The following is a 22,014-nucleotide window of genomic DNA, read 5'->3' as shown; positions in this document are numbered from 1 at the left end:
ATCGAGGAAAACCATTCTGTGATCGGGACGGGTGACCGCTCCGGTCGTCGCGGGGTGCGGGACGGTTGCGGTGCTCAGCGGTGGGCGTACCTCTTCCGCGGCTTCTTCTGCTGGTAGAGGCGCGCGTCGGCGACCGCATAGAGCGAGTCGAAGTCGTCGCCGTCCACGTCGAGGACGGCGACGCCGATGCTGGCGCCGGTCCGGGCGGCCAGCCGCGTCCGCAGCCGGTCGGCCACGGCGAACGGGTCCGTGCCGTCATCCACGAGGGCCACGAACTCGTCACCACCCAGCCGGCCGACCGCGTCGACGTCGGCCCGCAGCGTGAGGGCCACCCAGCGCAGCAGCTGATCACCAGCCGCGTGCCCCTGCGTGTCGTTGACCGTCTTGAAATCGTCCAGGTCCAGGACCATGAGCGCGGCGCCCCGGCCGGTCCGGCGGGCGTCGGCCACCTCCGCGGCGAACCGCTCGTCGAAGCCGCGCCGGTTCAGCACCTCGGTCAGCACATCCACCCGGGACAACCTGGTGAGCATCCGCCGCTGCCGGGCCGCCGCCCGGCCCTGCACCGCACACGCCACCGCGGCCGTCGCCGTGCCCAGCAGCTGAATCGCCAGATACCACCCGCCCGGATCGCCGACGAGCACGCCGACCAGCATCCACACGCCCCCCGCCACGACCGCGATCGGCGCCGTCACCTCCGGGCGCATCCCCAGCACCAGCAACGGGATCGACAGCAGCACGCCGACACCGAGCGGCTGATCCACACCGCCGTCCAGGGTGGCGACCGCCGCGCAGCTCAGGAAGGAACTCGCCGCGAACGCCAGCATCAGCGGCCGGGCCAGCCGCGACCGGCTCAGCCAGTCGGCGCGGGCCACCACGGCGAGCCCGGTCAGGAAACCCCACACCGAGAGCGCCACCATGCCGGCACGATGCGGGTGGTCGTTCGCGAACAGGGCGATGTAGAGCATCGCCACACAGGTCTGAGTGATCGACATCCAGCCCGGATCGGCGATCGAATGGCGACGGCGCTCCAGCGCCGCCACCGACCGGGCCGGGCTCGCCGACCGGACGCCGGTACGCGCCCCCGCCACCGCCTCGGCACTCGGCGCACACCGGTCCCGGGACGCCTTGTCCCGGTAGAGCCGCTGGTCGGCGACATGCACCAGGCCGGTCAGACCGGTGGCGTCGGCCGGGAAGGTGGCGTGACCCAGGCTGGCCGGCGCGCACGTCCGAAGCCGCTCCCGGAGCCGGTCCACCACCAGGGCCGCGGCCTCCGCGCCGGTGTTCGGCAGCAGCACCGCGAACTCGTCACCGCCCTGCCGGCCCACCACGTCGTGCGCCCGCAACTCGGCGCGCAGCTCCTGCCCCGTCCAGGCCAGCAACTCGTCGCCGGCCCGGTGGCCGAGCGTGTCGTTGACCTCCTTGAAACGGTCCAGGTCGAGCAGGATCACGGTGAGCGGTCGACCGGTGCGCTCCGCCTCGGTCAGCGCGGCGGCCGCCCGCTCGTCGAAGCCGCGCCGGTTCAGGCAGCCGGTCAGCGGATCGGTGCGGGAACTGTCGGCCAGCCGCCGCCGCAGCGACGCCAGCACCGCCGAATGCCGCAGGCACAACACCGCCACACAGGCGAAACCCAGCGCATGGACCAGCGGATAACCCGCCGCCGGCGGCGTCTCACCGAAAATCACGAGCGAGGCGTACGCGAGAGCACCGGCCGCGGCGGGCAGCAGAAACGCCCGTGGCGGCACGACGATCGCCAGCAGCACCACCGACAACGGCACGAACGTGCCCAGCGGCCCGGCCACCCCACCGTCCAACAGCCCGAGAGCCGCGGCACCCGCCAGGTTGACGATCGCCGCCGCCGTCTGGATCACGATCCACCAGCGGGTCCGCGCGATCCGCCCGGCCAGCGCCCAGCCGGCCAGCGCGAACCCGGTCATCACGGCCGCCAGCAGCAGCATCGGCCCACGGCCGCCGTCGTTCCAGGTGCCGATCGCGTAGGCCCCGGCCAGCACCGCGGGCACCGCGCCGTACACGGTGGATGCCCGCAGCGACTGCCGTCGCGACCGTTGCCCGGTCCCCAGGGAATTGCGCCTGCCCACGCGTCACCTCCCCCGGCTGGCTCCCGACCGGGGTCCCATCGGCCCACCCCACCCCCACATGAGCCTTCCCCCCTCGCGCCTTCCTCCCTCGCGCCTTCCTCCCTCGCGCCTTCCTCCCTCGCGCCTTCCTCCCTCGCGCCTTCCCCCTCGCGCCTTCCGCGCCTCCACCGCCTGGGCGGCGGCTGCAGGCGCCGCCCCGCGATCTTGGACGTTTTCCGACCGATTTCGGTGGCCAGTCGTCCAAGATCGCGGGCCGCGGGGGCGAACCGGCCGGGGTGTCCGCTATTCCGCCAAGCGCTTCCGCGATCTTGGATGCCTGGCCACCGCTTGCGGTGGTCGATCGTCCAAGATTGCGGGTTGCGTGTGGGGGCGCCCGGGGCGGTGCCCGCCGGGCTGTTGAGCGGTTGGTGCTCTTGATCGTCTTGCCGCCTGGATGTATCCGATGACCCAAGGCCCTCCAGCGGAAATGGATCATGGTCGATGATCTACCGCCGGGGTGACCAGGAATCGAGATCGGCCCGAAAGCTGCAATTGACCAAGGTCGCCGGCGGGTCGGGGTAACACCGCGGCCATCCGAATGCGCGATTTGACGTCGTGGCCACCCCGAAACCGAGAAACAGGCTCTTTGGCTCGCGTCTTCCGTTTGGCCTTCCGCCTTCCGGCCGTTTCTGGCGTCCGGGCGCTTCGCCTCCCGCCGGTTGCGGATCTCGGCATGCCACGGCCGGGTGATCATCGGACGGTCGAGTCGCGGCTTTTGGGAGAATTTGGCCTACAGGCCGCCCCACAGCTGCTCTCCCACCTGGAGCGCCCACCGCCCGGCTCGTGGGGTTTTACCGCCCGCAGCCCGAATCACCCGCAAGGGAGGGTCCGGTCCGGTCGAATCCCGCACAGGCTGAGGAAGGTCCATTTCTCGGCCGGAGATACGGATCTCCGGCCGCCACGGCCGCAGCCCGGTCACGGCCCGGGCGGAGGGGGTCCGCGTGACAGAGGCGCGCATGACAGGGAGACGCCACACCCAGAGCCGGCTCCGGCTCGCCGGGTCAGGCGTGCAGCCGCTACTGCTGATGTTCCCGCTCGGGCTGTTCTGGATGGCGTTCGTCTTCGACCTGGCCACCACGCTCGGCGCGCCCCCTCTGATCGGAACGGTCGCCTTCTGGAACCTGGTGGCCGGCCTCATCGGTGGCCTGCTCGCCGCACTGGCCGCCGCGGTCGATGCTTTCGGTGCCTCGGACCCAGCCGCCGCCCGGATCTTCTTCCTCGCCCTTCTCCTCGATGTCGGTGTGCTGATCGTCTTCGCGGTCCTCACCCTGATGCGGGTCCGGGGCCACGACCGCTCCGCCGACGGCGGTCTCCTCGCCCTCGAAGCCGCCGCCCTGGCGCTGGCCGGTTTCACCGCCTGGTTCAGCGGGCGCCTCGCCGACCCCCAGGCCCCGGTCTCCGACCCACGCCTGTCCCACCGCCGCGGCGCCGGCCTCCTCGACTTGGATCCGTCGAGCGAGTATCCCGGCCAGCAGAGTGAGAATCCGGGCCGGCGGAGCGAGTTTCCCGTCCCGCGCAGCGAGAGCGCCGTCCCGCGCAGCGAGAGCGCCGTCCCGCGGACCAGGGACTCCAGCCGCGCGCCTGCGGACCCGGGCGCGCGGCGCAAGGATTCCGGCACTAGCTCTCCGCGGCGGCGTGAAACTGCCGTCCCCGCCCCTCGTCCTTCGCATGGACGGCAGGCTGCGGGTCGCCAGCCGACCCCACCCCAGCGGGGCAGAACCGCAGTCCCCGAGACACGAGGTCGCGGACCCGCAGCCGTCGAGCGGGAGGCTGGTGAGCAGGCGGGTGCGGCTGCCGGCCGGGAGCCCGGGTGGTGGGGCGCGGCTGAGCGGGAGCCTGGTGGGCAGGTGGGTGCGGCTGTTGGGCGGGAGCCCGGGCGGTGGGGTGCGGCTTCCGGGTCCGGGGTGCGTGGGGGCGCGGCTGTCGAGCGGGAGGCTGGTGGGCAGGTGGGTGCGGCTGTTGGGCGGGAGCCCGGGCGGTGGGGTGCGGCTTCCGGGTCCGGGGTGCGTGGGGGCGCGGCCGTCGAGCGGGAGGCTGGTGGGCAGGTGGGTGCGGCTGTCGGGCGGGAGCCCGGGTGGTGGGGCGCGGCCCCAGGGTCTGGGGCGCGCGGGGAAGGAGACTCGGGGGACGAGTGGGAGTCGGGACGGCAGGGCGGAGCTGAGCCTCCGCAGTGGCCGGCGCCTGCCGGGCGGGCTGCCCGGTAGGCCGGGTCAGGCGGGTGGGGGCCAGGCGGAGACGACCTCGGCGTGGCGGATGCCGCCGGACTCGGTGATGTGCCGGAACCAGGCGGCGCACTCGGGGATCGAGGCGATCTCGCGGGCCGACGCCTCCGCCTCCTCCCGTGAGCGCCAGACCAGGACGTCCAGCCAGCCGCCGTCCTCCTCCCTGCTCAGGTAGGCGGCCAGGCAGCCGGGAAAACCGCGGCGTAACGCCGCCAGCATGGCGGGGCGCTCGGCGATCAGTTGCTCCTCGGCACCCTCGGCGATGGTGAAGCGGGCCAATTCGAGAACGGCCATGGTTCCTCGATTCAGAGCGGGGACCGGTCTGGCGCGGACCCTACGCGGCACCCCCGACACTTTTCGGTCGCGCGGCCGCGAGCAGGCGTTCCGCGATGCGGCGGGCGGCGTCGCGGATCTCCGGGCTGTCGAGGATGCGGTAGTCGGCGGGGATGACGGTGAGCTGCTGGGCGTACCAATCGGGGTTGCTGGTGCTGCCGGTCAGGGTGGTGGTGTCCGGCTCCGGGCCGGGGGTCAGCGCGCCCAGGGCGGGGCTCAGCCAGGTGGGGATGTCGGCCATCGGGGCCTCGATCAGGATCTCGGCGCGGAATTCCCAGCCGACGGCCAGGTGCGCGTCGAGGACGGCCACCGGGTCCAGTTCGGCGGGCGGCCGGAATCCAGTGGGCAGGACCTCCACGGCGGTGACCCGGTCGATGCGGTACGCCCGTCGCGCGCCCGCCGCATGGGAGTGGCACAGCAGATACCACCGGCCGTGCCGTACCACGATGGCCCACGGGTCCACTTCGGCCGTCCACTCCGAACCGGCCTCGGTGCGGTAGCCCACCCGTACCCGGAGATTCTGGGCGCACGCCCGCACCAGCCCGCTGGTGATCTCGAGGTCGGGCCGCGCGGCGCCGCGATCGGGCGCCGGTGCGGCTGTTCGCCGGACCGCCTCGACCTGCGCGCCGAGGCTCTCCGGCAGCACCCGGACGATCTTGCCGAGGGCGCTGCCGACCGGATCGGCCGTGTCACCGGCCGCATGGTGGCCGTCGAGGACCGCCATGACCAGGCCGAGCGCCTCCGCCTGCGAAAAGATCAGTGGGGCCGGCCGGGCGCCGCGACCGACCTTGTATCCGCCGTAGGGCCCGCGGACGGACTCGATCGGGAGCCCGGCCTCGCGCAGGATGGCGATGTAGCGCCGGGCCGCCCGGTCGGAGATGCCGAGCCGTTCGGCGATCCGGTCCGCGGTGATCCCGGGAGCGCCCTGGACGGCCTCGTAGGCCATCAGCGCCCGTGCGGTCGGGCTCAGCATCGGCGTACCCCTAAAATCCGGAAGTAGAACGTCCGGAATGGAGAATAGCGTGCGGCCATGACGGAGACCATCCCGCTCGGGCCGCCGGCCGCGGGCACCGAGACCGAGACGCTGATCGGTTCGTTGGAACGGCAGCGCCGCCTCTTCGCCTGGAAGACCGGCGGGCTCGATGCGCCGGGGCTGCGGGCGACCGTGGGCGCGAGCAGCATGACGATCGGCGGCCTGCTGAAGCATCTCGCCCTGGTCGAGGACGTCTATTTCTCGGTACGCCTGGACCGGTCGCCCGCGGACCTGTGGCGTGACGTCGACTTCGACGCCGACCCGGACTGGGAGTGGCGAACCGCGGCCGGCGACAGCCCGGAGACGCTCTACACGCTCTGGCGGGAGTCGGTGGAACGGTCGCGCGCCCACCTGGCCGCCGCCCTGGACGCCGGTGGCCTCGACGGGACCATTCCGTTCACCTGGCCGGACGGGCGTTCGCCGAATCTGCGCCGGGTGCTGATCGACATGATCGAGGAGTACGCACGGCACCTCGGGCACGTCGACCTGATCCGGGAGTCGATCGACGGCCTGGTGGGCGAGGACCCGGAGGCCTGAAACGTCGTCGCGTGGCGGCGGTTGCTGTGTGATCGTGGGCGGATGCCGCAACCGACGCTGTACACCGAGCGGATGGTGCTGATCCCGCTGACCGATGAGCATCTCGAGTACGAGGTGGAGCTCGACGCCGATCCCGAGGTGCTGCGCTACATCGAAGGCCGGGCCCGCACCCGTGCGGAGGTGGCCGGCTATCACGCGCAGCGCATGGAGCTGGGCCGGCGGGTGGACGGGCTGGGCTACTGGCTGGCGACCGGGAAGACCGGCGAGTTCGTCGGCGTGATGATGCTGCCGCCGGCGGAGCGGCCGGGGGAGGCCGAGCTGGGCTACCGGCTGCTGCGAAGGTACTGGGGGCGGGGCCTGGCCACGGAGGGCGCCGTCGCGCTGCTGCGGCACGGCTTCGCGACGTCCGGTCAGGAGCGGATCATCGCGCAGACCATGACGGTGAACTCCGGCTCCCGGCGGGTGATGGAGAAGTGCGGGCTGCGGTACGTGCGGACCTTCTTCCCGGACTGTCCGCCGATCCCGGGCTCCGGCGAGGGCGAGGTGGAGTACGCGATCACCCGTGCCGAATGGCGTGCCGCGCAGCGTCTGGTGATCCTGGTCGACGATCTGCGGTCGTTCGCCGACGGGCGGCCCGCCGAGGTGGCCCGGACCAGCGCCGAGGGGGTGGCGCTGCTGGAGGCCCACCGGGGCCGGCGGATCGACGAGCTGTGGCTGGACCACGATCTCGGCGGCGAGGACACCGTCTGGCCGGTCGTCGAGGTGCTGGAGCGGGCCGCCTTCGAGGGACGGCCGATCGAGATCGACCTGATCAGCGTGCACTCCGCCAATCCGGTCGGCGCCGCGCGGATCCGGCAGGCCCTGGACCGCTGCGGTTACCGGGTCCGTGCCGCCACCGGTCTGCGGGAGGTGGGCCTGTGATGGTCCGGTCGATCTTCTGGGAGACTACGTCTCCGCGCGGCTGTGGGGTGCGGCGGCAAGGGGGTCCGGCATGACGAAAGCCGCTTGGTGACCGTCGTGGACGCGGTCAAAGTCCACTTCGACCTGCCGAGGACGAGCGACGACTGGCCGCCCGTTTCGGTCGAGAGTCTCTGGGCCGAACCGGTCGGCGACGACGTGGTCCGGCTCAGCAACGCGCCCTGGTTCGTCCGGGGTGTCGCCAACGGTGATCTGATCCGGGTGCGGCGGGACGAGGACGGCGTCCACTGGGCCACCGAGCAGGTGGAGTGGTCCGGGCGCTGCACGATCCGGGTCGTCCCGTTCGGCAGCGGCCCGTTGCGCGGTTCGGTGCAGCGGGTGCTGGACGCGTTCGAGCCGTTCGGGGTGACCGGTGAGGGCATCCGTCAATACCACCTGGCCGCCCTGGACGTGCCGCCGGACGCCGATCTGGCCGCCGTCCAGCGGGTGCTGCGCGCCGGCGCCCGCGACGGCTGGTGGGACTACGACGAGGGCTGCGTGGGCGACGACTGGCTGGCCGCCGCCCCTAACTGAGATCAGCCCCCGGCGGGCCGGCCGCCGCCCTAAAAGGTTGCGGCTGCCCTAAAAGGTTGCGGCTGCCCTAAAAGGTTGCCGCTGCCCTGAAAAGGCCGCTGCCCTGAAAAGGCCGCCGCCCGGAAAGAAGGTCAGCTCACCCGGGCGGGTGCGGCGAAGAACTCCGCGAGCGGCTCGACCACCCGGGCGGGCGCCCGGTTGACGGCGTCGTGCGCGGCGCGCGGCACCAGCAGGGTGCGGGCGTGCGGCAGCACCGCGGCCAGCGCCTCGTTGAGCCGCGGATAGTAGGACGGTCCGTTCGCGCCGCAGGCCAGCAGCACCTCGCAGTCGATCCCGGCCCACTGCTCGGCCGGCCCGGTGAAGGCCCGGATGCCGTCGACCTCGTCCAGCGTCGTCGGCAGCAGCTCGCCCATCTCGCGGCCGATCGGGGTGCGCATGAACAGCCGGCAGATCGCCGTCTGCACGGCGAGCGGCAGCCGGCTGGCCGCACTGTGCGTGTTGATCCCGGCGCTGGTCAGGGCGAGCGCGCGGGCGATGTCGCCGGCTCGTGCCGCCTCCCGGGCCGGGTCGAGCCAGGCGGTCGGGAAGAGGTCGCCGACCGGGACCACCCCGTCGTAGAGGGCCAGCCGCTCGACCTCGCCCTGCTGTGCGGCCAGCAGGGCGACGATGCCACCGCCGCTGTGTCCGAGGACGTTGTGCGAGCCGGTCTGCCGCAGCGCGGTGAGCAGGTCGTCGACGTCCTCCTGGACGTCGTAGGGCAGGGACCGGGCCGGTGCGTCGCCGCGCCCCCGCCGGTCGTAGAGGTGCACGGTGAACCGGTCGGCCAGCTTTCCGGCCAGTCGCCGGTAGATGCCGGCGGTGACCCCGCCGCCATGGACGACCACGATGCCCGGCCCGTTGCCGGTGGAGTGGATCTGAACCATCTGACCCTGCCTTAGCTGGAGGAGAAACCGCGAACGTCGTTCGCAGTTTACAGTGGTGCGGGTGAGCGACGCATCCCCCATCTGGATCCGCCCGGCCCGCGGCGCCCGCGGGCCCCAGCCCACCCACAGCCGGGACGAGATCGTCGAAGCCGCGATCGCCCTGGCCGATGCCGAGGGCCTGGCGGCCGTCTCGATGCGCGCGGTGGCCACCGCGCTGAACACCGGCGCCGGGTCGCTCTACCGCTACCTGTCGTCCCGCGACGACCTGCTCGACCTGATGACCGACCGGGTGGTGGCCGGGCTACGGCCTTTTCCGGAGCCCGCCGGGGAGCCGGTGGACTCGCTGATCGTCCTGGCCGGGCGGCAGCTGGCCCTCTACCGCGGGCATCCCTGGGTGATCGATCTGCTGCACCGCCCGACCGGGATCGGGCCGGAGGCCCTGGCCTGGTTCGACCACTGTCTCGGGGCGCTGACGCCGGTGCCGTGCGGGTCGGCCGCCAAGTTCGAGGCGCTGGCCATGATGACCGGCGTGGTGACGCTCTTCGCCCGCACCGAGAGCGCCGCGCCGCCGCCCGCCTTCACCGGGCTCGACCTGACGGTCTATCCCCATCTCGTCGCGGCTTTCGCTGATCCCGGGGCGCGGCGTCCGGACCTTTTCGACCGTACGCTGCGCGGCCTGCTCACCGCTCTGCTGTACGACTGAGGGATGACCGTGACCCACCACTCACGCCCGGACGCGGGCGCTACGGCCCGGAGTGGCAGATGATCGCGACCGCGCCGCCAGGGCCGCGCGTAGGCGTACAGGAAATGGTTGTGAAGTGGACCAGGAGCCGCAACCGGCCGACAGGAAGGCGTGGTCGGTGGCGCGGATCGTCACGCTCAGCGTGTCGCCGGGCCGGACGAAGTCGCTGCCGTTCGGTTCCTTCGCCTTCTCGATCAGCTTGCCGGGCGGTATCGAGGGTGGCACCGCGGGGGCCGCGGGGTTCAGGCCGGGGATCTCGAGACCCGGCTCGGGGTCGTCGTGGCCTCTGGTGAGGATCACGAAGGTGGCGGCACCGAGGATCAGCAGGACCGTCGCGACGGCGGTGGGAACGACCCGGCCCGATCGGCGCGGCTGGGCGTGATGCGGCAGGTGTGACGACAAAGATCGGCTCCCCGGAGGGCTTGGGGTGTTGATCTCGGCGTCCGGCAATGCATCAGCATGGATGCGTAGGCCTGCGGGGCCAGCGTGGACGGATGATCGTCGCCGCAATCGAGCCGTTCGGCCCACCTTCACCCACTGTTCACAACGGGTGACTCGGTGCAAGAGATCAGAAATGGGTGCCTAGGATGATCGGCATGGACGATCCAGCTGAGGGTCCGGTCACCGCGGTACGTGTGGAGTGGACCGGGGCGCGCTACCGGATTCATCTGGTTCGCGGCTCCGGTGGGATGAGCGTCGTCGACGGCGGCGCCAAACCGGGCGAGGTGATGGCGGGGCTGCTGGCGCTCGGGGTCCCCGCCGGAGAGGCCGAGCACTGCGTGCGCGAGGTGGAGCCCGGCTACCGGGCGTGAGGGCCGGCCCGCTTTCGGACCGGCCCGTCAGCCGTCAGGAGTCGAACGAGAAGCCGACGGCGTTGGCCGCCTTCAGGATGAAGCCGTCCCGGCCGCTGCGGTCGGCGCGGGCGATCGCGTTCCGGATGATCTGCACGGCCGGGTAGAGCACCGGCTCCGGCGGCACCGGCAGCGGCTTGCGGCGGGCCATCTTCAGCCGGGTACGAGCGGTGTCGCGACCGTCGAGCAGGTCCAGCATCACGGTCGCGCCGTACCGGGTGGCGGCCACGCCGAGACCGGTGAAGCCGCTGCTGTAGGCCACCTTGCCGCCCATCGCCCGGCCCTGGAACGCGGCCAGCTGGGTGCACATGTCGATCATGCCGCCCCAGGCGTGGCTGAACCGGATGTCGCCGAGCTGCGGGAACGTCCGCAGGAAGTGGTCGGCGAGCCGGGCGAAGGTCTCCGGGTTCTGGTCGTGCTCGGGCCGGATCGTGCCGCCCCTGTGGTAGACGACGTCGTAGCCGCCCCACAGGATCCGGTTGTCCGAGGTCATCCGGTAGTAGTGGAACTGCCGTGAGGCGTCCGAGATGCCGAACCGCCGGGTCCAGCCGATCTCCTCCACCTGGGCGCCGGTGAGCGGCTCGGTCATCAGCGCGTAGTCGTAGACCGGCACGGTCAGCAGGCGGTTGCGCTTGAGCAGCGACGGGAAGCCGTTGGTGGCCAGCGCCACCTTGCCGGCCCGGACACTGCCGGCCCAGGTCGCCGCCCGGATCGTGGCGCCCTCGTCCTTGATGTCGGTGACCGGGGTGTTCTCGAAGACCCGCACGCCGAGCCGCAGGCAGGCCGCCTTGAGGCCCCAGGCCAGCTTGGCCGGGTGCACCAGTGCGGCGCCCTCGTGCTGCATGAGCCCGGCCCGGTGGAGCGGGGAGCGCACCAGCCCGGCCAGCCCCTCCCGGTCGTAGAAGGTGGTCGCCGCGGTGGTCGCCGCGCGCAGCTCCTCGACCTGGTGCGGCTCGGTGGCGACGGCCAGCACGCCCTCTTTCACGAACTCGGCGTCGATGCCGTGCCGGACCAGGGTCTCCTCGAAGGCCGCGAAGTTCTCCGCGGCCAGACTGTCCAGGATCGGCAGTTCGTCGGCGAAGTGCCGGCGCCCGTTCTCGGTGCCGTGGGTGAGGCTGGCCTCGACGAAGCCGCCGTTGCGCCCGCTGGCCGCCCACGCGATCTCGTTGCCCTCGACGAGCACGACCTCCCGGGACGGGTCGGCCTCCTTGGCGATCAGCGCGGTCCACAGTCCGCAGTAGCCGCCGCCGATGACCAGCAGGTCTGCCTCGGTCGAGCCGTTGAGCGCCGGCTCGGGAGCCGGCCGGCCGGGGTCTTCCAGCCAGAAGGGGGTGCGGACCGCACCGTCCAGCGCCCGGCGGATGCGCTGCTCGTCGGTACGGATGTCCTGATCGTAAGCGGGGGGTGTGGCCGCCATGGGGAGTCCCTTCCAACTCTCGAGACCGCCCGGCTCGTGAACCGGTGGAGATCTCGTGAACCGAGGATGCCGATGTCCCCACTCTTATGTCAATGCGTTGACATAAGAACACCCTAAGGTGGTGACGTGCCAGGAGTGGAGCGCGTACGCAGTGTCGGAGCCCGTCGGCGCAAGACCCGCAGCGGAGTGGTGCTGACCGAGGACCTGATCGTCGATGCGGCGCTGCGGCTCATCGAGTCGCCGAGTGGCGATCGTCTCAGCGTCCGCCGCCTCGGCGCCGAGTTGGGCGCCGACCCGACGGCGGTGTACCGGTACTTCCGGGACCTGGACGCGCTGCTGCTCGCCGTCGCGGACCGGCTGATCGGTGACGCCTTCGCCGATTTCGTCCCCCGCGACCACTGGGTCGACTCGCTGCGCGACCTCGCCCACTCGCTGCGCCGCTCGATGCGGCAGCACCCGAGGCTCGCCCACCTGCGGGCCATCCGGGTCACCGCCGGCCCGCACGAGATGCGGGTCGTCGACACCGGCATCGGGATCATGCTGAGCGCCGGGTTCGCCCCGGCCGACGCGGTCCGGCACTACCGCGACTTCGTCGACACCGTGCTCGCCGTGGCGGCGGTCGACGCGGCCGAGCTCACCGCGGGGCAGGAGACGGCCGAGCAGGAGGCGTGGTCCCGGGTCTACACCTCACTGCCCGCCGACGGGTACCCGAACGTGCACCTGGTTCGCGAGCATCTCCCGTCGATGTACGACTCGGCCTTCCCGGGGACCATCGAGAAGCTCCTCGACGCGCTGGTTCAGGCCGCCCCGACCCCGGCGTAGGCGCCGTACCGTTCCGGGTTCTCCACCGGCTCGCCCGGCTCGGGACGCCACAGCGGCAGGTGCACCAGACCCGGCTCGACCAGCGGGAAACCCTCGAACAAGGCGGCGATCTCGGCGTGCGGCCGCAGCACGATCCCGGTGCCGGTCCGCGCCGACAGCCGCTGCGCCTCGAGCACCTCGGGCGGCTGCCCGTCCGAGGTGGCGTGCGAGATCACCAGGAAACTGCCCGGCCCGACCGCGTCACGCAGCGCGCCGACCAGCCCGGCCGGGTCGTCGGCGTCCGGCACGAAGTGCAGCACCCCGGCCAGCAGCACGGCCACCGGCCGCCCGAAATCGATCAGGCCCGACCTGGCGGTTTCGGTCAGGATCAGGCCGGTGTCCCGGGCGTCGGCGCAGATCACCCCGGTACGTTCCACGCCCGCCAGGATCGCCCGGCTGTGCTCCACCGCCACCGGGTCCACATCCACGTAGACCACCGCCGACCCGGGCGCCTCGGCCTGCGCGATCTCGTGCACGTTGCCCGCCGTCGGGATGCCCGAGCCGATGTCCAGGAACTGCCGCACCCCGGCGCCGGTCAGGAACCGCACCGCCCGCCGCAGGAACACCCGGTTGGCCCGCATCGTCTCGCCGATGTCCGGCGTCATCGCCTCGATCTGGCCGGCCAGCTCGCGGTCCACCGGCAGATGGTGGGTGCCGCCGAGGAAGTAGTCGTACACCCGGGCGGTGCTCGGCCGGCTCGTGTCGATGCCGGCCGGCACCCAGTCCGTATCAGTCATGCACGCAGGTCTATCGGTTGTGGGCGATCACGGCAACGGCCTCGCCCAGCCGCGCCGCCGCGACCTCGAGATCGGCGGGCGGCAGGAGCGAGAAACTGAGCCGGATCCGGTCCGCGCCGCCGCTGCCGCCGGCCCAGAACCGGGGCCCCGGCACGAACGAGACGCCACGCTCCTCGGCGACCGGCAGCAGCGCCTCGGCGGTCACCCCGGCGGGCAGCCGCAGCCAGACGAACCAACCCCCGGCGGGTGACGGCACATCAAGCTGGGGGAGATGCTTACGCAGGGCGTCTACCAGGGCATTCCTTTGCGTACGATAACTCGCGCGCAATCCCGCCACGTGCCGCTCGAAGCCCCCGCCCGCGCAGAAAGCACCCATCGTGACGGCCGTCGTGTGGTTGACCCCGCCGCCGCTGTGCACGTAGCCGAGCCCGGTCAGCCGCGCGATGATCTCCGGCTCGGCGTTGATCCAGCCGAGCCGCAGACCGGGCGCGACCGTCTTGGCGAACGACCCGAGCCGGACAACCGGGTCACCGCCGGCCATCGACCACAGTGACTCCGGGGCCGGTCCGTCGTAGGACAGCTCCCGGTAGGTGTCGTCCTCCACGATCGTCGCCCCGACCTCCCGGGCCGCCTCGATCAGCTCGGCGCGCCTCTCTTCTGGGAGGCTGGCCCCGGTGGGATTGCCGAACGTCGGCACCAGGTAGATCAGTTTCGGTCGCACCTGGTGGACCGGCCCGCCCTGGACGATTCGCAGTCCCCGGTCGGCGAGGATCGGGAACGCCAGGTGATAGGTGGGGGAGTCGACCAGCACCACGTCGCCCGGCCGGGCGAGCACCTGCGTCACCAGGGCCAGGGCGTGCGAGGCCCCGCCGGTCACGAAGGCGCGGCCCGGATCGCCGAGCCACTCCAGCAGCCGATCCGGCCCGGCCGAGGACCCGTAGGTGAGGGCTCGCCAGTCCAGGTTCGCGCCCGATTCCGCCCAGGCTCGGACCGGCAGCAGGTCCGGCCGGGGATGCCCCCACGACAGGTCGAGGATCCCCGGCCGGTGCTCGAACTGGATCACCTCACTGGTAGCCGAACATCTTCGCGGCCAGATCCGTCATGATCTCGCTGGCCCCGGCGCCGATGCCCAGAATTCGGGTGTCCCGGTAGTGCCGCTCCACCTCGGACTCGCGCATGTAGCCCATGCCGCCGTGCAGCTGGACGGCCTCGTCCACCACGTACTTGCAGGCCTCCACCGCGGTGTTCTTGGCCAGGCAGACCTCGCCGATCATCGGCTCACCGGCGGCGTGCCGTTCGGCCAGCCACCGGGTGTACTGGCGGGCCACGTCGATCCGCTGCCGCATCTGGACCAGCTTGTGCCGGACCACCTGGCGGCTGATCAGCGGACGGCCGAACGTCTCGCGGGCCCGCGCGTACTCCAGCGTCAGGTCGAGGCAGCGCTGCGCCACCGAGTAGGCGTGCACCGCCGCGATGATGCGCTCGGACACGAAGGCCTGGCCGATCAGCGCGAACCCGAAGTTCTCCGGGCCGACCAGGTTGGCGGCCGGCACCCGGCAGTCGGTGAAGGACAGCTCGGCGGTGTCCGAGCAGAGCCAGCCCATCTTGTCGAGCTTGCGGGACACCGTGAAACCGGGTGTGCCCTTCTCGATCACCAGCATGCTGATGCCGGACGCGCCGGGGCCGCCGGTGCGCACGGCGGTGGTCACGAAGTCGGCCCGGACCCCGGAGGTGATGAACATCTTGGCGCCGTTCACCACGTACGCGTCGCCGTCACGGACCGCCGTGGTGCGCAGCGAGCCGACGTCCGACCCGGCCTCCGGCTCGGTGATGCCGAGCGCGCTGACCTTCTCCCCGGCCAGGGTCGGGCGGACGAACCGGTCGATCAGGCCGCTGTCGCCGGACGCGATGATGTGCGGCAGCGCGATCCCGTGCGTGAACAGCGAGGCGTGCGCGCCGGACGATCCGCCGGCCTCCAGGAACGCCTCGGTGGCGACGACCGTGTCGACCGTGTCGCCGCCGTCGCCGCCGACCTCCTCTCCGAAGCCGACGCCGTACAGGCCGGCCTTGGCGAGGCGGGCGTGCACGTCGCGGGGGATCTCACCGGCCCGCTCCCAGTCGGCCAGATTCGGGAGGATCTCCCGGGCGGCGAACTGCTTCATGGAGTCGGCGAGGGCGAGGCGTTCCGGGGTGTCGAACATCAACTCTCCTTTGAGCGGGCACGTTCCACGAGGGTGGACGGGTCACGGTGGCCGAGCAGGATGGCGGCCGCCCGTTTCCAGCGGCGGATGAGCAGCTCACGGCGGCCAAGATCGCCGCTGACGATGCCGGTCAGGGCGAGTCCGGTGAGGACCTCGTAACTGAACTCGACCACGGTCGGCACGCGGGGATCACCGGGCGAGCTCTCGCTGAGCAGATCGCGGGCCCGGTCGTGCAGAACCGCGAAGATCTCCTTCTCCACCGGGAGCAGCGCGGCGCGCAACTCGGTGTCGGTGCGGCAGGCGTTCCACAACTCGAGCGCCGCCCAGAACAGCGGGGAGGAGAAGTGCCGCCAGATGATGTCGATCAGCGCGTCGAGACGGTCCGCCTCCGGTGGGATCGCGGCGAGCTCGGCGGTCAGCGACTCCACCCGGCGGCCGGTCACGTGGTGCACCGCGCCGACGAGCAGGTCGACCTTGGTCGGGAAGTGGTGCAGCAGCGTGCCCCGGGGCACGTCGGCGCGGGCCAGGACCTCGGCGGTGGTGGTCTCCGCGTAGCCGCGCTCGACCAGGCACTGCACGGTGGCCTCCAGGACCTTCGCCCTGGTGTCGGCACTGCGCTGCGCCTGCGTCCGTTTCACGGATTTACCGTACGGCTTGACGGTTAGTTGCGTCCATACAGCTTGTTCTCAGTGATCCACTTGCTCTTGCCGTGACCCAGGTCACCCCTTTACCGTCAGGTCGGACTGTTAGGGGAGCGTCGATGCCCGCTGGAAACCTGGCCCGGATGTTCGCTGTCGCACGGGCGGCCGCGACCACGGCCCTGAGCCGCCGCCGGCCCGAGCCGGACACTCCACCGGCGATCGAACCACCCCGGGTCTTCGCCTACCCGTCCAGCGTCGCGGTCGAGGTGGCGGCCCGCCCCGACCAGGTGTTCGCGGTGCTCGCCGACCCGGCCCGGATGCCCGGCTGGGTGCTCCAGCACACCGGATGGATCGACGCGCCGCCCGCCGAGTTCACCGAAGGGGTGCGCTTCCGGCAGCGGATCAGGCTGATGGGCGTGCCGAGCGAGGTCCGCTGGACGGTCACCGGGGTCGTCGAGGGCCGGGCCGTCTGGTTCGAGGGCACCGCGCCGATGGGCATCGAGGTCGGCTTCTACCTGTCGGTGGCGCCGTCCGAGGCCGGTGCGCTGGTCCGCTTCGACGGCGGTGTCGAGGGCGGGCCGGCGGACGGGCCGGTCGGGCCGATGGTCGCCCGGAACCTGGCCGACGCCATGCGCAAGAGCCTCACCGAGCTGGGCCGATTGGCTCCGGCGGCGAGCGCGTCACGGCCGCGTGCCGTCACGACCGCGAGACAAGCCCACGAAAAGCCCGATCCGATCCGGTACGAGCGGACCGGCCAGGATGTCGACGCGTGGACACCGGTGATCGTCGGCGCCGGCCAGCTCTCCGAGAAGTCCACCGAGCCTGGCGGCGGGGACCCGGTGTCGCTGGCCGTGCGCGCGCTGCGGCAGGTCGCCGAGGCCGATCTGCTCGCGCGGGCGGACTACGTCGGCTACGTGGCCAGCGTGTCCTGGCAGTACCCGGACGGGGCCGCGCTGATCGCCGCGGCGGTCGGCGCGACACCCGCGCAGACCGTGCAGACCACCATCTTCGGCGGCGACGGCTCGCTGCGGCTGCTCAACGACGCGGCCGCCGAGATCGCCGCCGGACGCGCCTCGGTAGCCCTGGTCGGCGGCGCCGAATCGGCCGCCACCGCGGCCGCCGCCGAACGCTCCGGCCGCGCCCTGGACTGGCCCGCCCAGCCGGACGGCACGGCGCCCACCCGCACACTGGGCAGCGACGCCCCGGCCAACAACGACGCCGAGACGGCCGCCGGCCTGGTCGCGCCGGTCTACCTCTACGCGCTGATCGAATCCGCCGTCCGCGGGCGCCTCGGCAACACGCCGGAGGAGCACCTGGACCGGATCACCCGGCTCTGGGCGAGCTGTTCGGAGGTCGCCGCCACCAACCCGGCGGCCTGGCAGGGCGTCCCGCACACTGCCGGGGAACTGGCCACCCCGGCCGCCGCCAACCGGATGATCTCCGCGCCCTACCCCAAGCTGCTGACCGCGAACCTCCAGGTCAACCAGGGGACCGGCATCGTCGTGTGCAGTGCGGCGGCGGCGCGGGCCGCCGGGATCAGCCAGGACGACTGGATCTTCGTGCACGCCGGGGCGCACGCCACCGAGGAGTGGTACGTCACCGAGCGCGCCGACCTGGCCACCTCACCCGCCATCAGGGCGATCGGCGACGCCGTTCTCGGGCACAGCGGGCTCACCGTCGACGACGTCAAGCACATCGACCTGTACGCCTGCTTCCCGTCCGCGGTGCAGATCGCCGCGGGCGAGCTGGGGCTGCCGATCGACGACCCGGGGCGGCCGCTCACCGTGACCGGCGGGCTGACCTTCGCGGGCGGGCCGGGCAACAACTACACCAGTCACGCGGTCGCCAACCTGGTGCCGCTGCTGCGTGCCGAACCGGACAGCTACGGGCTGGCCACCGCCCTGGGCTGGTACCTCACCAAGCACGCGGCGACCGTCCTGTCCGCCCGGCCGCCGGTCTCCGCCTTCGCCGACATCGACGCCGACCCCCGGTTGCCGCGGCCACCGGCCCGTCGCGCGCTGAGTTCCTACCGTGGGCCGGCGGTCGTGGAGGCGTACACCGTCCCGTACGAGCGGGACGGCTCGCCAGCCGCCATGATCATCACTGCGCTCACCCCGTCGGGAGATCGCGTCGTCCTCCGCACTTCCGACATTTTAGAAATGTCGGAATTCTGGAAGCTGGAGGTGGACGGCGCCGGCTTCACCGTGACCGACCGTGGCCGGCATGAGCTGCCGCCACCGCCTCCGCCGCCGCTGATCGTCGAGTGGCACGGCCCGGTGACCGTCTGGAAACTGAACCGGCCCGCCGTCCGCAACGCCATCGACCTGACCACCGCCCGTGCCCTGGAGAAGGCCGTCGACGCGTTCGAGGCCGACCCGCGGGCCCGGGTCGCGGTCCTGACCGGCTCGGACACCGTGTTCAGCGCCGGCATGGATCTCAAGGCCGCCGCCCGTGGCGAGTACCCGGTCACCGAGGGCCGTGGACTGCTCGGCATCACCGCGCGACCGCCCGCCAAACCGCTGATCGCCGCGGTCGAGGGGGCGGCCCTGGCCGGCGGGTGCGAGCTCGCCCTCGCCGCCGACCTGATCGTCGCCGCGGAGGACGCCGCGTTCGGCATCCCCGAGGTCAAGCGCGGCCTGGTCGCCGCCGCCGGCGGGGTGCTCCGGCTCGCCCGGAGCCTGCCCCGCAGCACCGCCCTGGAACTGGCCCTCACCGGCGAGCCGATGCCCGCCCGCCGGCTGCACGACCTGGGCTTGATCAACCGCGTCACGTCACCGGGCAAGGCGCTCGACACCGCCCTGGAACTGGCCCACGACATCGCGGCCAACGCGCCCCTGGCTGTACTGCTCTCGAAACGCATCGTCGACGAACACCGCGACTGGGGCGCCGCGGAGGCCTTCGACCGTCTCTCCGACATCGCCGGCGAGGTGATCGGGTCCGCGGACGCCGTCGAGGGCATCCGCGCGTACGCCGAGAACCGAACCCCCATATGGAAGGGCTGATAGTTGAGCACGCTGCACGCGGTTCTGCGGATGCACCAGATAGGCATCGTCAACCTTCTGCGCCCGGATCGGCTGATCAAGGCCGCCGGCAACAACGCGAAGATCGGGCCGCAGGCGGCCCTCACCGAGAAGGCCGCGACCGAGTTCCCCGACCTGCCGGCGCTCACCGACGAGCGCGGCACCTGGACCTACCTCCAGTTCTTCCAGCGCTCCAACGCCCTCGCGCACGCGCTGCGCAAGGTGCGCCTGCCGGAGAAGTCGATCATCGGGGTGCTGGCCCGGGACCACCGTGGGCTGGCGCTGGCGATCACCGGCACGGCCCGTGCCGGCCTGCGGCTGGCGATGCTCAACACCGGTCTCGCCGCCTCTCAGCTCGCTGAGGTGATCAAGCGGGAGAACGTCCGCTTCCTGATGTACGACAGCGAGTTCGCCGACGCCGTCGATGCCCTGCCGGACGACATCCCCCGCTACCTGACCTGGGAGGACGACGGCTACGACCGGCCGCCGGGGCTGCTCAGCGTGGAGGAGTTCACGGCCGCCGAGCCCATCACGATCCCGCAGCCGATCCCGGAGAAGCCGGGCGGGTTCATCATCCTCACCAGCGGCACCACCGGACTGCCCAAGGGCGCCCCGCGTACCAAGGTGTCGCCGCTGGCCAGCGCCGTCATCGCGGACCGGATCGACTTCCCCCGTCAGGGCACCGCGGTGATCGCGTCCCCGCTGTTCCACGCCACCGGGTTCGGCGCCTGGACGGTGGGGCTGTCGCTGGCCAACCATGCCGTGCTGCTGCGCCGCCTGGGGGCCGAGCAGATCCTCGCCGCGATCGCCGAGCACCGGGCGCACATGCTGGTGGCCGTCCCGACCATGCTGAACCGGATTCTCGCCCTCGGCCCGGACGTGATCGCCAAGTACGACACGTCCTCGCTGAAGACCGTCTTCCTGGCCGGATCGGCCCTGCCGCCCGACGTGTGCGTCCGCTTCCAGGACGTCTTCGGCGACGTGCTCTACAACGTCTACGGTTCCACCGAGGTGGCCGTCGCGTCCGTGGCCCAGCCGCACGAGCTGCGTAAATCGCCCGGGACGGTGGGCCGGCCGCCGGTGACGGTTCAGGTGGCGCTCTACGACGGCGAGGACAAGCGGATCACCGCGGCCGACACGAAGGGCCGGGTCTTCGTCCGTACCGGCATCCCGTTCGAGGGCTACACCGACGGCCAGAACAAGCAGATCATCGACGGCTTCATGGCCACCGGCGACCAGGGGCACTTCGACGCCGACGGTCTGCTCTACATCGACGGCCGCGAGGACGACATGATCATCTCGGGTGGGGAGAACGTCTACCCGCTCGAGGTGGAGAACCTGCTCGCCGAACGGGCCGACGTGATGGACGCCGCGGTCATCGGCGTCGACGACCCGGACTTCGGCACCCGGCTGCGCGCCTTCATCGTCCCGACCGAGGACTCCGCCCGGGACCCGCAGGAGATCCGCGAGTTCGTCCGCGCCAACCTGGCCCGCTACAAGGTGCCCCGGGACGTGGTCTTCGTCGACGACCTGCCGCGCAACCCGACCGGCAAGCTGGTGCGCCGGGAGCTGCCCACCGGGCCGCTGTAGTCACCGGAGCCGTCGATGGCCGGGTGGTCGTGGGTCAGTCCAGATCCACGATCTCCCGGCCCAGCGGCCAGAACGCCACCGGCACCAGCTTGAAGTTCGCGATCCCGAACGGGATGCCGATGATCGTGACGCACTGCGCGACACCGGCGATCAGGTGGGTGAGCGCCAGCCACCAGCCGGCCAGCACCACCCAGAGGATGTTGGCGAGCCCGGAGGCGACGCCCGCGCCCGGGCCGCTGACCACGGTCCGCCCGAACGGCCACATCGCGTAGACGGCGAGCCGCAGCGCGGCCACCCCGAACGGGATCGTGACGATCAGCAGGAAGCAGACGAGCGCGGCCAGCCCGTAGCCGAGGGCCAGGAGGAAGCCGCTGCCGAAGATGAACCACAGCACGTTGAGGATGAATCGCACCACCTCAGGATGACCCGTGACCGCCACCCCTGGCCTGCGGATGCGTTTGACGGTATGTGCCCTCACCGCTGACCCGCCGCCGAGCCGCGGTGATCGCCCTGCTGGCGCTGCTGCCGGTCGCCGTACTCGCCGCCGCGATCGTCTTCCGCCCGTCCGGCCCCGCGCCGGCCGTCTGGGTCACCCCCGCGTCACCGCCGGCGCCGCCTCCGCTGATGCTGGCCCGCTACGACTTCGACGGTCCGCGGCCGTGGGACGACGCCTCCCGGTTCGGCCACCATCTGACCCCGTTCGGCGGCAACCGGGCCCGCCCCCGCAGCGTTCCGCACGACGCCGGCCGGGCGGTGCAGTTCCCGCCGCCGTGCGAGCGGGAGCCGTGCCGGCGGCTCATTCTGCGCACGCTCAGCCGCCCGGACCTCAACCCGGGTGACGCGCCGTTCAGCTACGGCGCCACCGTCCGGCTGGCCGCGCGGCACACCACGGACGGGCAGAACGTGCTCCAGAAGGGCTACTCGGCCGAGGGCAGCCAGTACAAACTCCAGATCGACGGCCGCCCCGGGCAGCCGAGCTGCGTCATGCGCGGCGAGGACTCCCGCGTCATCCACGTGGCCGTAGCGCCGATCGGGGTGGCCGACGGGACCTGGCATCGGCTCGAGTGCCGTCGGACCCGTACCGATCTGATCCTGTTCGTCGACGGCTCGCCGCACGCCGCCGTCCGCATCCCCACGACGCTGCGCGTCGACAACGCCATGTCCCTCAACGTCGGCGGCAAGAGCGCGCACGGCGACAACGACCAGTTCCACGGCGCGATCGACGAGATCTTCCTTTCAAAGCCCTAGATCTCGCACGCCTACGTGAGCGCCCGGGAGGC

General features: G+C 72.1%; 21 protein-coding genes and 1 pseudogene. 11 read left to right on the top strand and 11 right to left on the bottom strand.

All coding sequences use genetic code 11. The annotated features are described in order from the left end of the window. Positions 1-74: 74 nt before the first annotated feature. A complete protein-coding gene (locus KZ829_RS44230) occupies positions 75-2,096 on the bottom strand; it encodes a GGDEF domain-containing protein (RefSeq protein WP_220147898.1) in 2,022 nt (673 codons plus the stop codon). 995 nt (positions 2,097-3,091) lie between these two features. On the opposite strand from KZ829_RS44230, the gene KZ829_RS33785 reads away from it, so the two are divergent. Then, positions 3,092-4,339 (top strand): DUF2231 domain-containing protein, encoded by a 1,248-nt coding sequence (locus KZ829_RS33785; protein ID WP_220147897.1) that lies wholly within the window; start codon positions 3,092-3,094, stop codon positions 4,337-4,339. A 6-nt stretch (positions 4,340-4,345) separates the two neighbouring features. Here the strand turns inward: KZ829_RS33785 and KZ829_RS33780 are convergent, their stop codons facing one another. Both KZ829_RS33780 and KZ829_RS33775 read right to left on the bottom strand, forming a co-directional pair. Then, a complete protein-coding gene (locus tag KZ829_RS33780) occupies positions 4,346-4,651 on the bottom strand; it encodes an antibiotic biosynthesis monooxygenase (protein ID WP_220147896.1) in 306 nt (101 codons plus the stop codon). Between the two features lie 40 nt (positions 4,652-4,691). Further along, complete coding sequence (locus KZ829_RS33775; RefSeq protein WP_220147895.1) at positions 4,692-5,663, bottom strand: helix-turn-helix transcriptional regulator; 972 nt, start codon at positions 5,661-5,663, stop codon at positions 4,692-4,694. Positions 5,664-5,720: 57 nt separating this feature from the next. Here KZ829_RS33775 and KZ829_RS33770 point away from each other — a divergent pair, with 57 nt between their 5' ends. The 4 genes and pseudogenes from KZ829_RS33770 (at position 5,721) to KZ829_RS33760 (ending at position 7,751) form a co-directional block, all read left to right on the top strand. Continuing rightward, complete coding sequence (locus KZ829_RS33770) at positions 5,721-6,260, top strand: DinB family protein (protein WP_220147894.1); 540 nt, start codon at positions 5,721-5,723, stop codon at positions 6,258-6,260. A gap of 42 nt (positions 6,261-6,302) precedes the next feature. Then, a pseudogene (locus KZ829_RS43520) lies at positions 6,303-6,734 on the top strand (GNAT family N-acetyltransferase); the annotation flags it as partial. A gap of 81 nt (positions 6,735-6,815) precedes the next feature. Continuing rightward, positions 6,816-7,181, top strand: a complete 366-nt coding sequence (locus KZ829_RS43515) for a cyclic-phosphate processing receiver domain-containing protein (protein ID WP_308285774.1) — start codon at positions 6,816-6,818, stop codon at positions 7,179-7,181. Positions 7,182-7,277: 96 nt separating this feature from the next. Further along, positions 7,278-7,751, top strand: a complete 474-nt coding sequence (locus KZ829_RS33760; RefSeq protein WP_220147892.1) for a DUF4265 domain-containing protein — start codon at positions 7,278-7,280, stop codon at positions 7,749-7,751. Positions 7,752-7,882: 131 nt separating this feature from the next. On the opposite strand, the gene KZ829_RS33755 is transcribed toward KZ829_RS33760, so the two are convergent. Further along, positions 7,883-8,674, bottom strand: a complete 792-nt coding sequence (locus KZ829_RS33755; protein WP_220147891.1) for an alpha/beta fold hydrolase — start codon at positions 8,672-8,674, stop codon at positions 7,883-7,885. A gap of 61 nt (positions 8,675-8,735) precedes the next feature. Here KZ829_RS33755 and KZ829_RS33750 point away from each other — a divergent pair, with 61 nt between their 5' ends. Beyond that, positions 8,736-9,377, top strand: coding sequence for a TetR/AcrR family transcriptional regulator (locus tag KZ829_RS33750; RefSeq protein ID WP_308285767.1), 642 nt, complete (start codon positions 8,736-8,738; stop codon positions 9,375-9,377). Positions 9,378-9,398: 21 nt separating this feature from the next. Here the strand turns inward: KZ829_RS33750 and KZ829_RS33745 are convergent, their stop codons facing one another. After that, a complete protein-coding gene (locus KZ829_RS33745; protein WP_220147889.1) occupies positions 9,399-9,818 on the bottom strand; it encodes a hypothetical protein in 420 nt (139 codons plus the stop codon). 194 nt (positions 9,819-10,012) lie between these two features. Between KZ829_RS33745 and KZ829_RS33740 the strand changes: the two genes are divergently transcribed. Then, positions 10,013-10,228, top strand: coding sequence for a hypothetical protein (locus tag KZ829_RS33740; RefSeq protein ID WP_220147888.1), 216 nt, complete (start codon positions 10,013-10,015; stop codon positions 10,226-10,228). Positions 10,229-10,262: 34 nt separating this feature from the next. Here KZ829_RS33740 and KZ829_RS33735 read toward each other — a convergent pair whose 3' ends face one another. Then, positions 10,263-11,684, bottom strand: a complete 1,422-nt coding sequence (locus KZ829_RS33735) for an NAD(P)/FAD-dependent oxidoreductase (protein WP_220147887.1) — start codon at positions 11,682-11,684, stop codon at positions 10,263-10,265. Positions 11,685-11,810: 126 nt separating this feature from the next. Between KZ829_RS33735 and KZ829_RS33730 the strand changes: the two genes are divergently transcribed. Further along, positions 11,811-12,506, top strand: coding sequence for a TetR/AcrR family transcriptional regulator (locus tag KZ829_RS33730; RefSeq protein ID WP_308285766.1), 696 nt, complete (start codon positions 11,811-11,813; stop codon positions 12,504-12,506). Here the strand turns inward: KZ829_RS33730 and KZ829_RS33725 are convergent. The 4 genes from KZ829_RS33725 to KZ829_RS33710 are packed head-to-tail and all read right to left on the bottom strand — an operon-like array spanning position 12,482 to position 16,121. After that, positions 12,482-13,282: an SAM-dependent methyltransferase gene (locus tag KZ829_RS33725; protein WP_220147886.1), complete on the bottom strand. Its 801-nt coding sequence runs from the start codon at positions 13,280-13,282 to the stop codon at positions 12,482-12,484. The two genes, KZ829_RS33730 and KZ829_RS33725, sit on opposite strands and share 25 nt — an antisense overlap. A 10-nt stretch (positions 13,283-13,292) precedes the next feature. Continuing rightward, positions 13,293-14,345: an aminotransferase-like domain-containing protein gene (locus tag KZ829_RS33720; protein WP_220147885.1), complete on the bottom strand. Its 1,053-nt coding sequence runs from the start codon at positions 14,343-14,345 to the stop codon at positions 13,293-13,295. Between the two features lies 1 nt (position 14,346). Beyond that, the gene (locus tag KZ829_RS33715; protein ID WP_220147884.1) at positions 14,347-15,483 is read right to left on the bottom strand and encodes an acyl-CoA dehydrogenase family protein; all 1,137 of its coding nucleotides are present in this window, start codon (positions 15,481-15,483) and stop codon (positions 14,347-14,349) included. Beyond that, complete coding sequence (locus KZ829_RS33710) at positions 15,483-16,121, bottom strand: TetR/AcrR family transcriptional regulator (protein ID WP_220147883.1); 639 nt, start codon at positions 16,119-16,121, stop codon at positions 15,483-15,485. Before KZ829_RS33710 ends, KZ829_RS33715 begins: the two co-directional genes overlap by 1 nt. A gap of 122 nt (positions 16,122-16,243) precedes the next feature. Between KZ829_RS33710 and KZ829_RS33705 the strand changes: the two genes are divergently transcribed. Both KZ829_RS33705 and KZ829_RS33700 read left to right on the top strand, forming a co-directional pair. Continuing rightward, positions 16,244-19,126: a type II toxin-antitoxin system Rv0910 family toxin gene (locus tag KZ829_RS33705; protein ID WP_220147882.1), complete on the top strand. Its 2,883-nt coding sequence runs from the start codon at positions 16,244-16,246 to the stop codon at positions 19,124-19,126. 3 nt (positions 19,127-19,129) lie between these two features. Then, on the top strand, positions 19,130-20,734 hold the full coding sequence (locus KZ829_RS33700; protein ID WP_246636709.1) for an AMP-binding protein: 1,605 nt from the start codon (positions 19,130-19,132) through the stop codon (positions 20,732-20,734). Between the two features lie 34 nt (positions 20,735-20,768). Here KZ829_RS33700 and KZ829_RS33695 read toward each other — a convergent pair whose 3' ends face one another. Then, positions 20,769-21,149: a YccF domain-containing protein gene (locus KZ829_RS33695; RefSeq protein ID WP_220147881.1), complete on the bottom strand. Its 381-nt coding sequence runs from the start codon at positions 21,147-21,149 to the stop codon at positions 20,769-20,771. A 53-nt stretch (positions 21,150-21,202) separates the two neighbouring features. On the opposite strand from KZ829_RS33695, the gene KZ829_RS33690 reads away from it, so the two are divergent. Beyond that, positions 21,203-21,982, top strand: a complete 780-nt coding sequence (locus KZ829_RS33690) for a LamG domain-containing protein (protein ID WP_220147880.1) — start codon at positions 21,203-21,205, stop codon at positions 21,980-21,982. Positions 21,983-22,014: the final 32 nt, after the last annotated feature.

Origin of the sequence: Actinoplanes hulinensis, assembly GCF_019429605.1 — a bacterium.
Taxonomy (GTDB): domain Bacteria; phylum Actinomycetota; class Actinomycetes; order Mycobacteriales; family Micromonosporaceae; genus Actinoplanes; species Actinoplanes campanulatus.
The sequence above is the reverse complement of the archived record's forward strand: the minus strand, read 5'-3'. Positions and strand labels throughout refer to the sequence as shown.

What these genes read in the sequence shown, in the direction of transcription:
- KZ829_RS33705 (WP_220147882.1), top strand. Translation starts at nt 16,244, where the DNA reads ATGCCCGCTGGAAACCTGGCCCGGATGTTCGCTGTCGCACGGGCGGCC.
- KZ829_RS33715 (WP_220147884.1), bottom strand. Translation starts at nt 15,483, where the DNA reads ATGTTCGACACCCCGGAACGCCTCGCCCTCGCCGACTCCATGAAGCAG.
- KZ829_RS33740 (WP_220147888.1), top strand. Translation starts at nt 10,013, where the DNA reads ATGGACGATCCAGCTGAGGGTCCGGTCACCGCGGTACGTGTGGAGTGG.
- KZ829_RS33725 (WP_220147886.1), bottom strand. Translation starts at nt 13,282, where the DNA reads ATGACTGATACGGACTGGGTGCCGGCCGGCATCGACACGAGCCGGCCG.
- KZ829_RS33785 (WP_220147897.1), top strand. Translation starts at nt 3,092, where the DNA reads ATGACAGGGAGACGCCACACCCAGAGCCGGCTCCGGCTCGCCGGGTCA.
- KZ829_RS33780 (WP_220147896.1), bottom strand. Translation starts at nt 4,651, where the DNA reads ATGGCCGTTCTCGAATTGGCCCGCTTCACCATCGCCGAGGGTGCCGAG.
- KZ829_RS33770 (WP_220147894.1), top strand. Translation starts at nt 5,721, where the DNA reads ATGACGGAGACCATCCCGCTCGGGCCGCCGGCCGCGGGCACCGAGACC.
- KZ829_RS33775 (WP_220147895.1), bottom strand. Translation starts at nt 5,663, where the DNA reads ATGCTGAGCCCGACCGCACGGGCGCTGATGGCCTACGAGGCCGTCCAG.
- KZ829_RS33735 (WP_220147887.1), bottom strand. Translation starts at nt 11,684, where the DNA reads ATGGCGGCCACACCCCCCGCTTACGATCAGGACATCCGTACCGACGAG.
- KZ829_RS33755 (WP_220147891.1), bottom strand. Translation starts at nt 8,674, where the DNA reads ATGGTTCAGATCCACTCCACCGGCAACGGGCCGGGCATCGTGGTCGTC.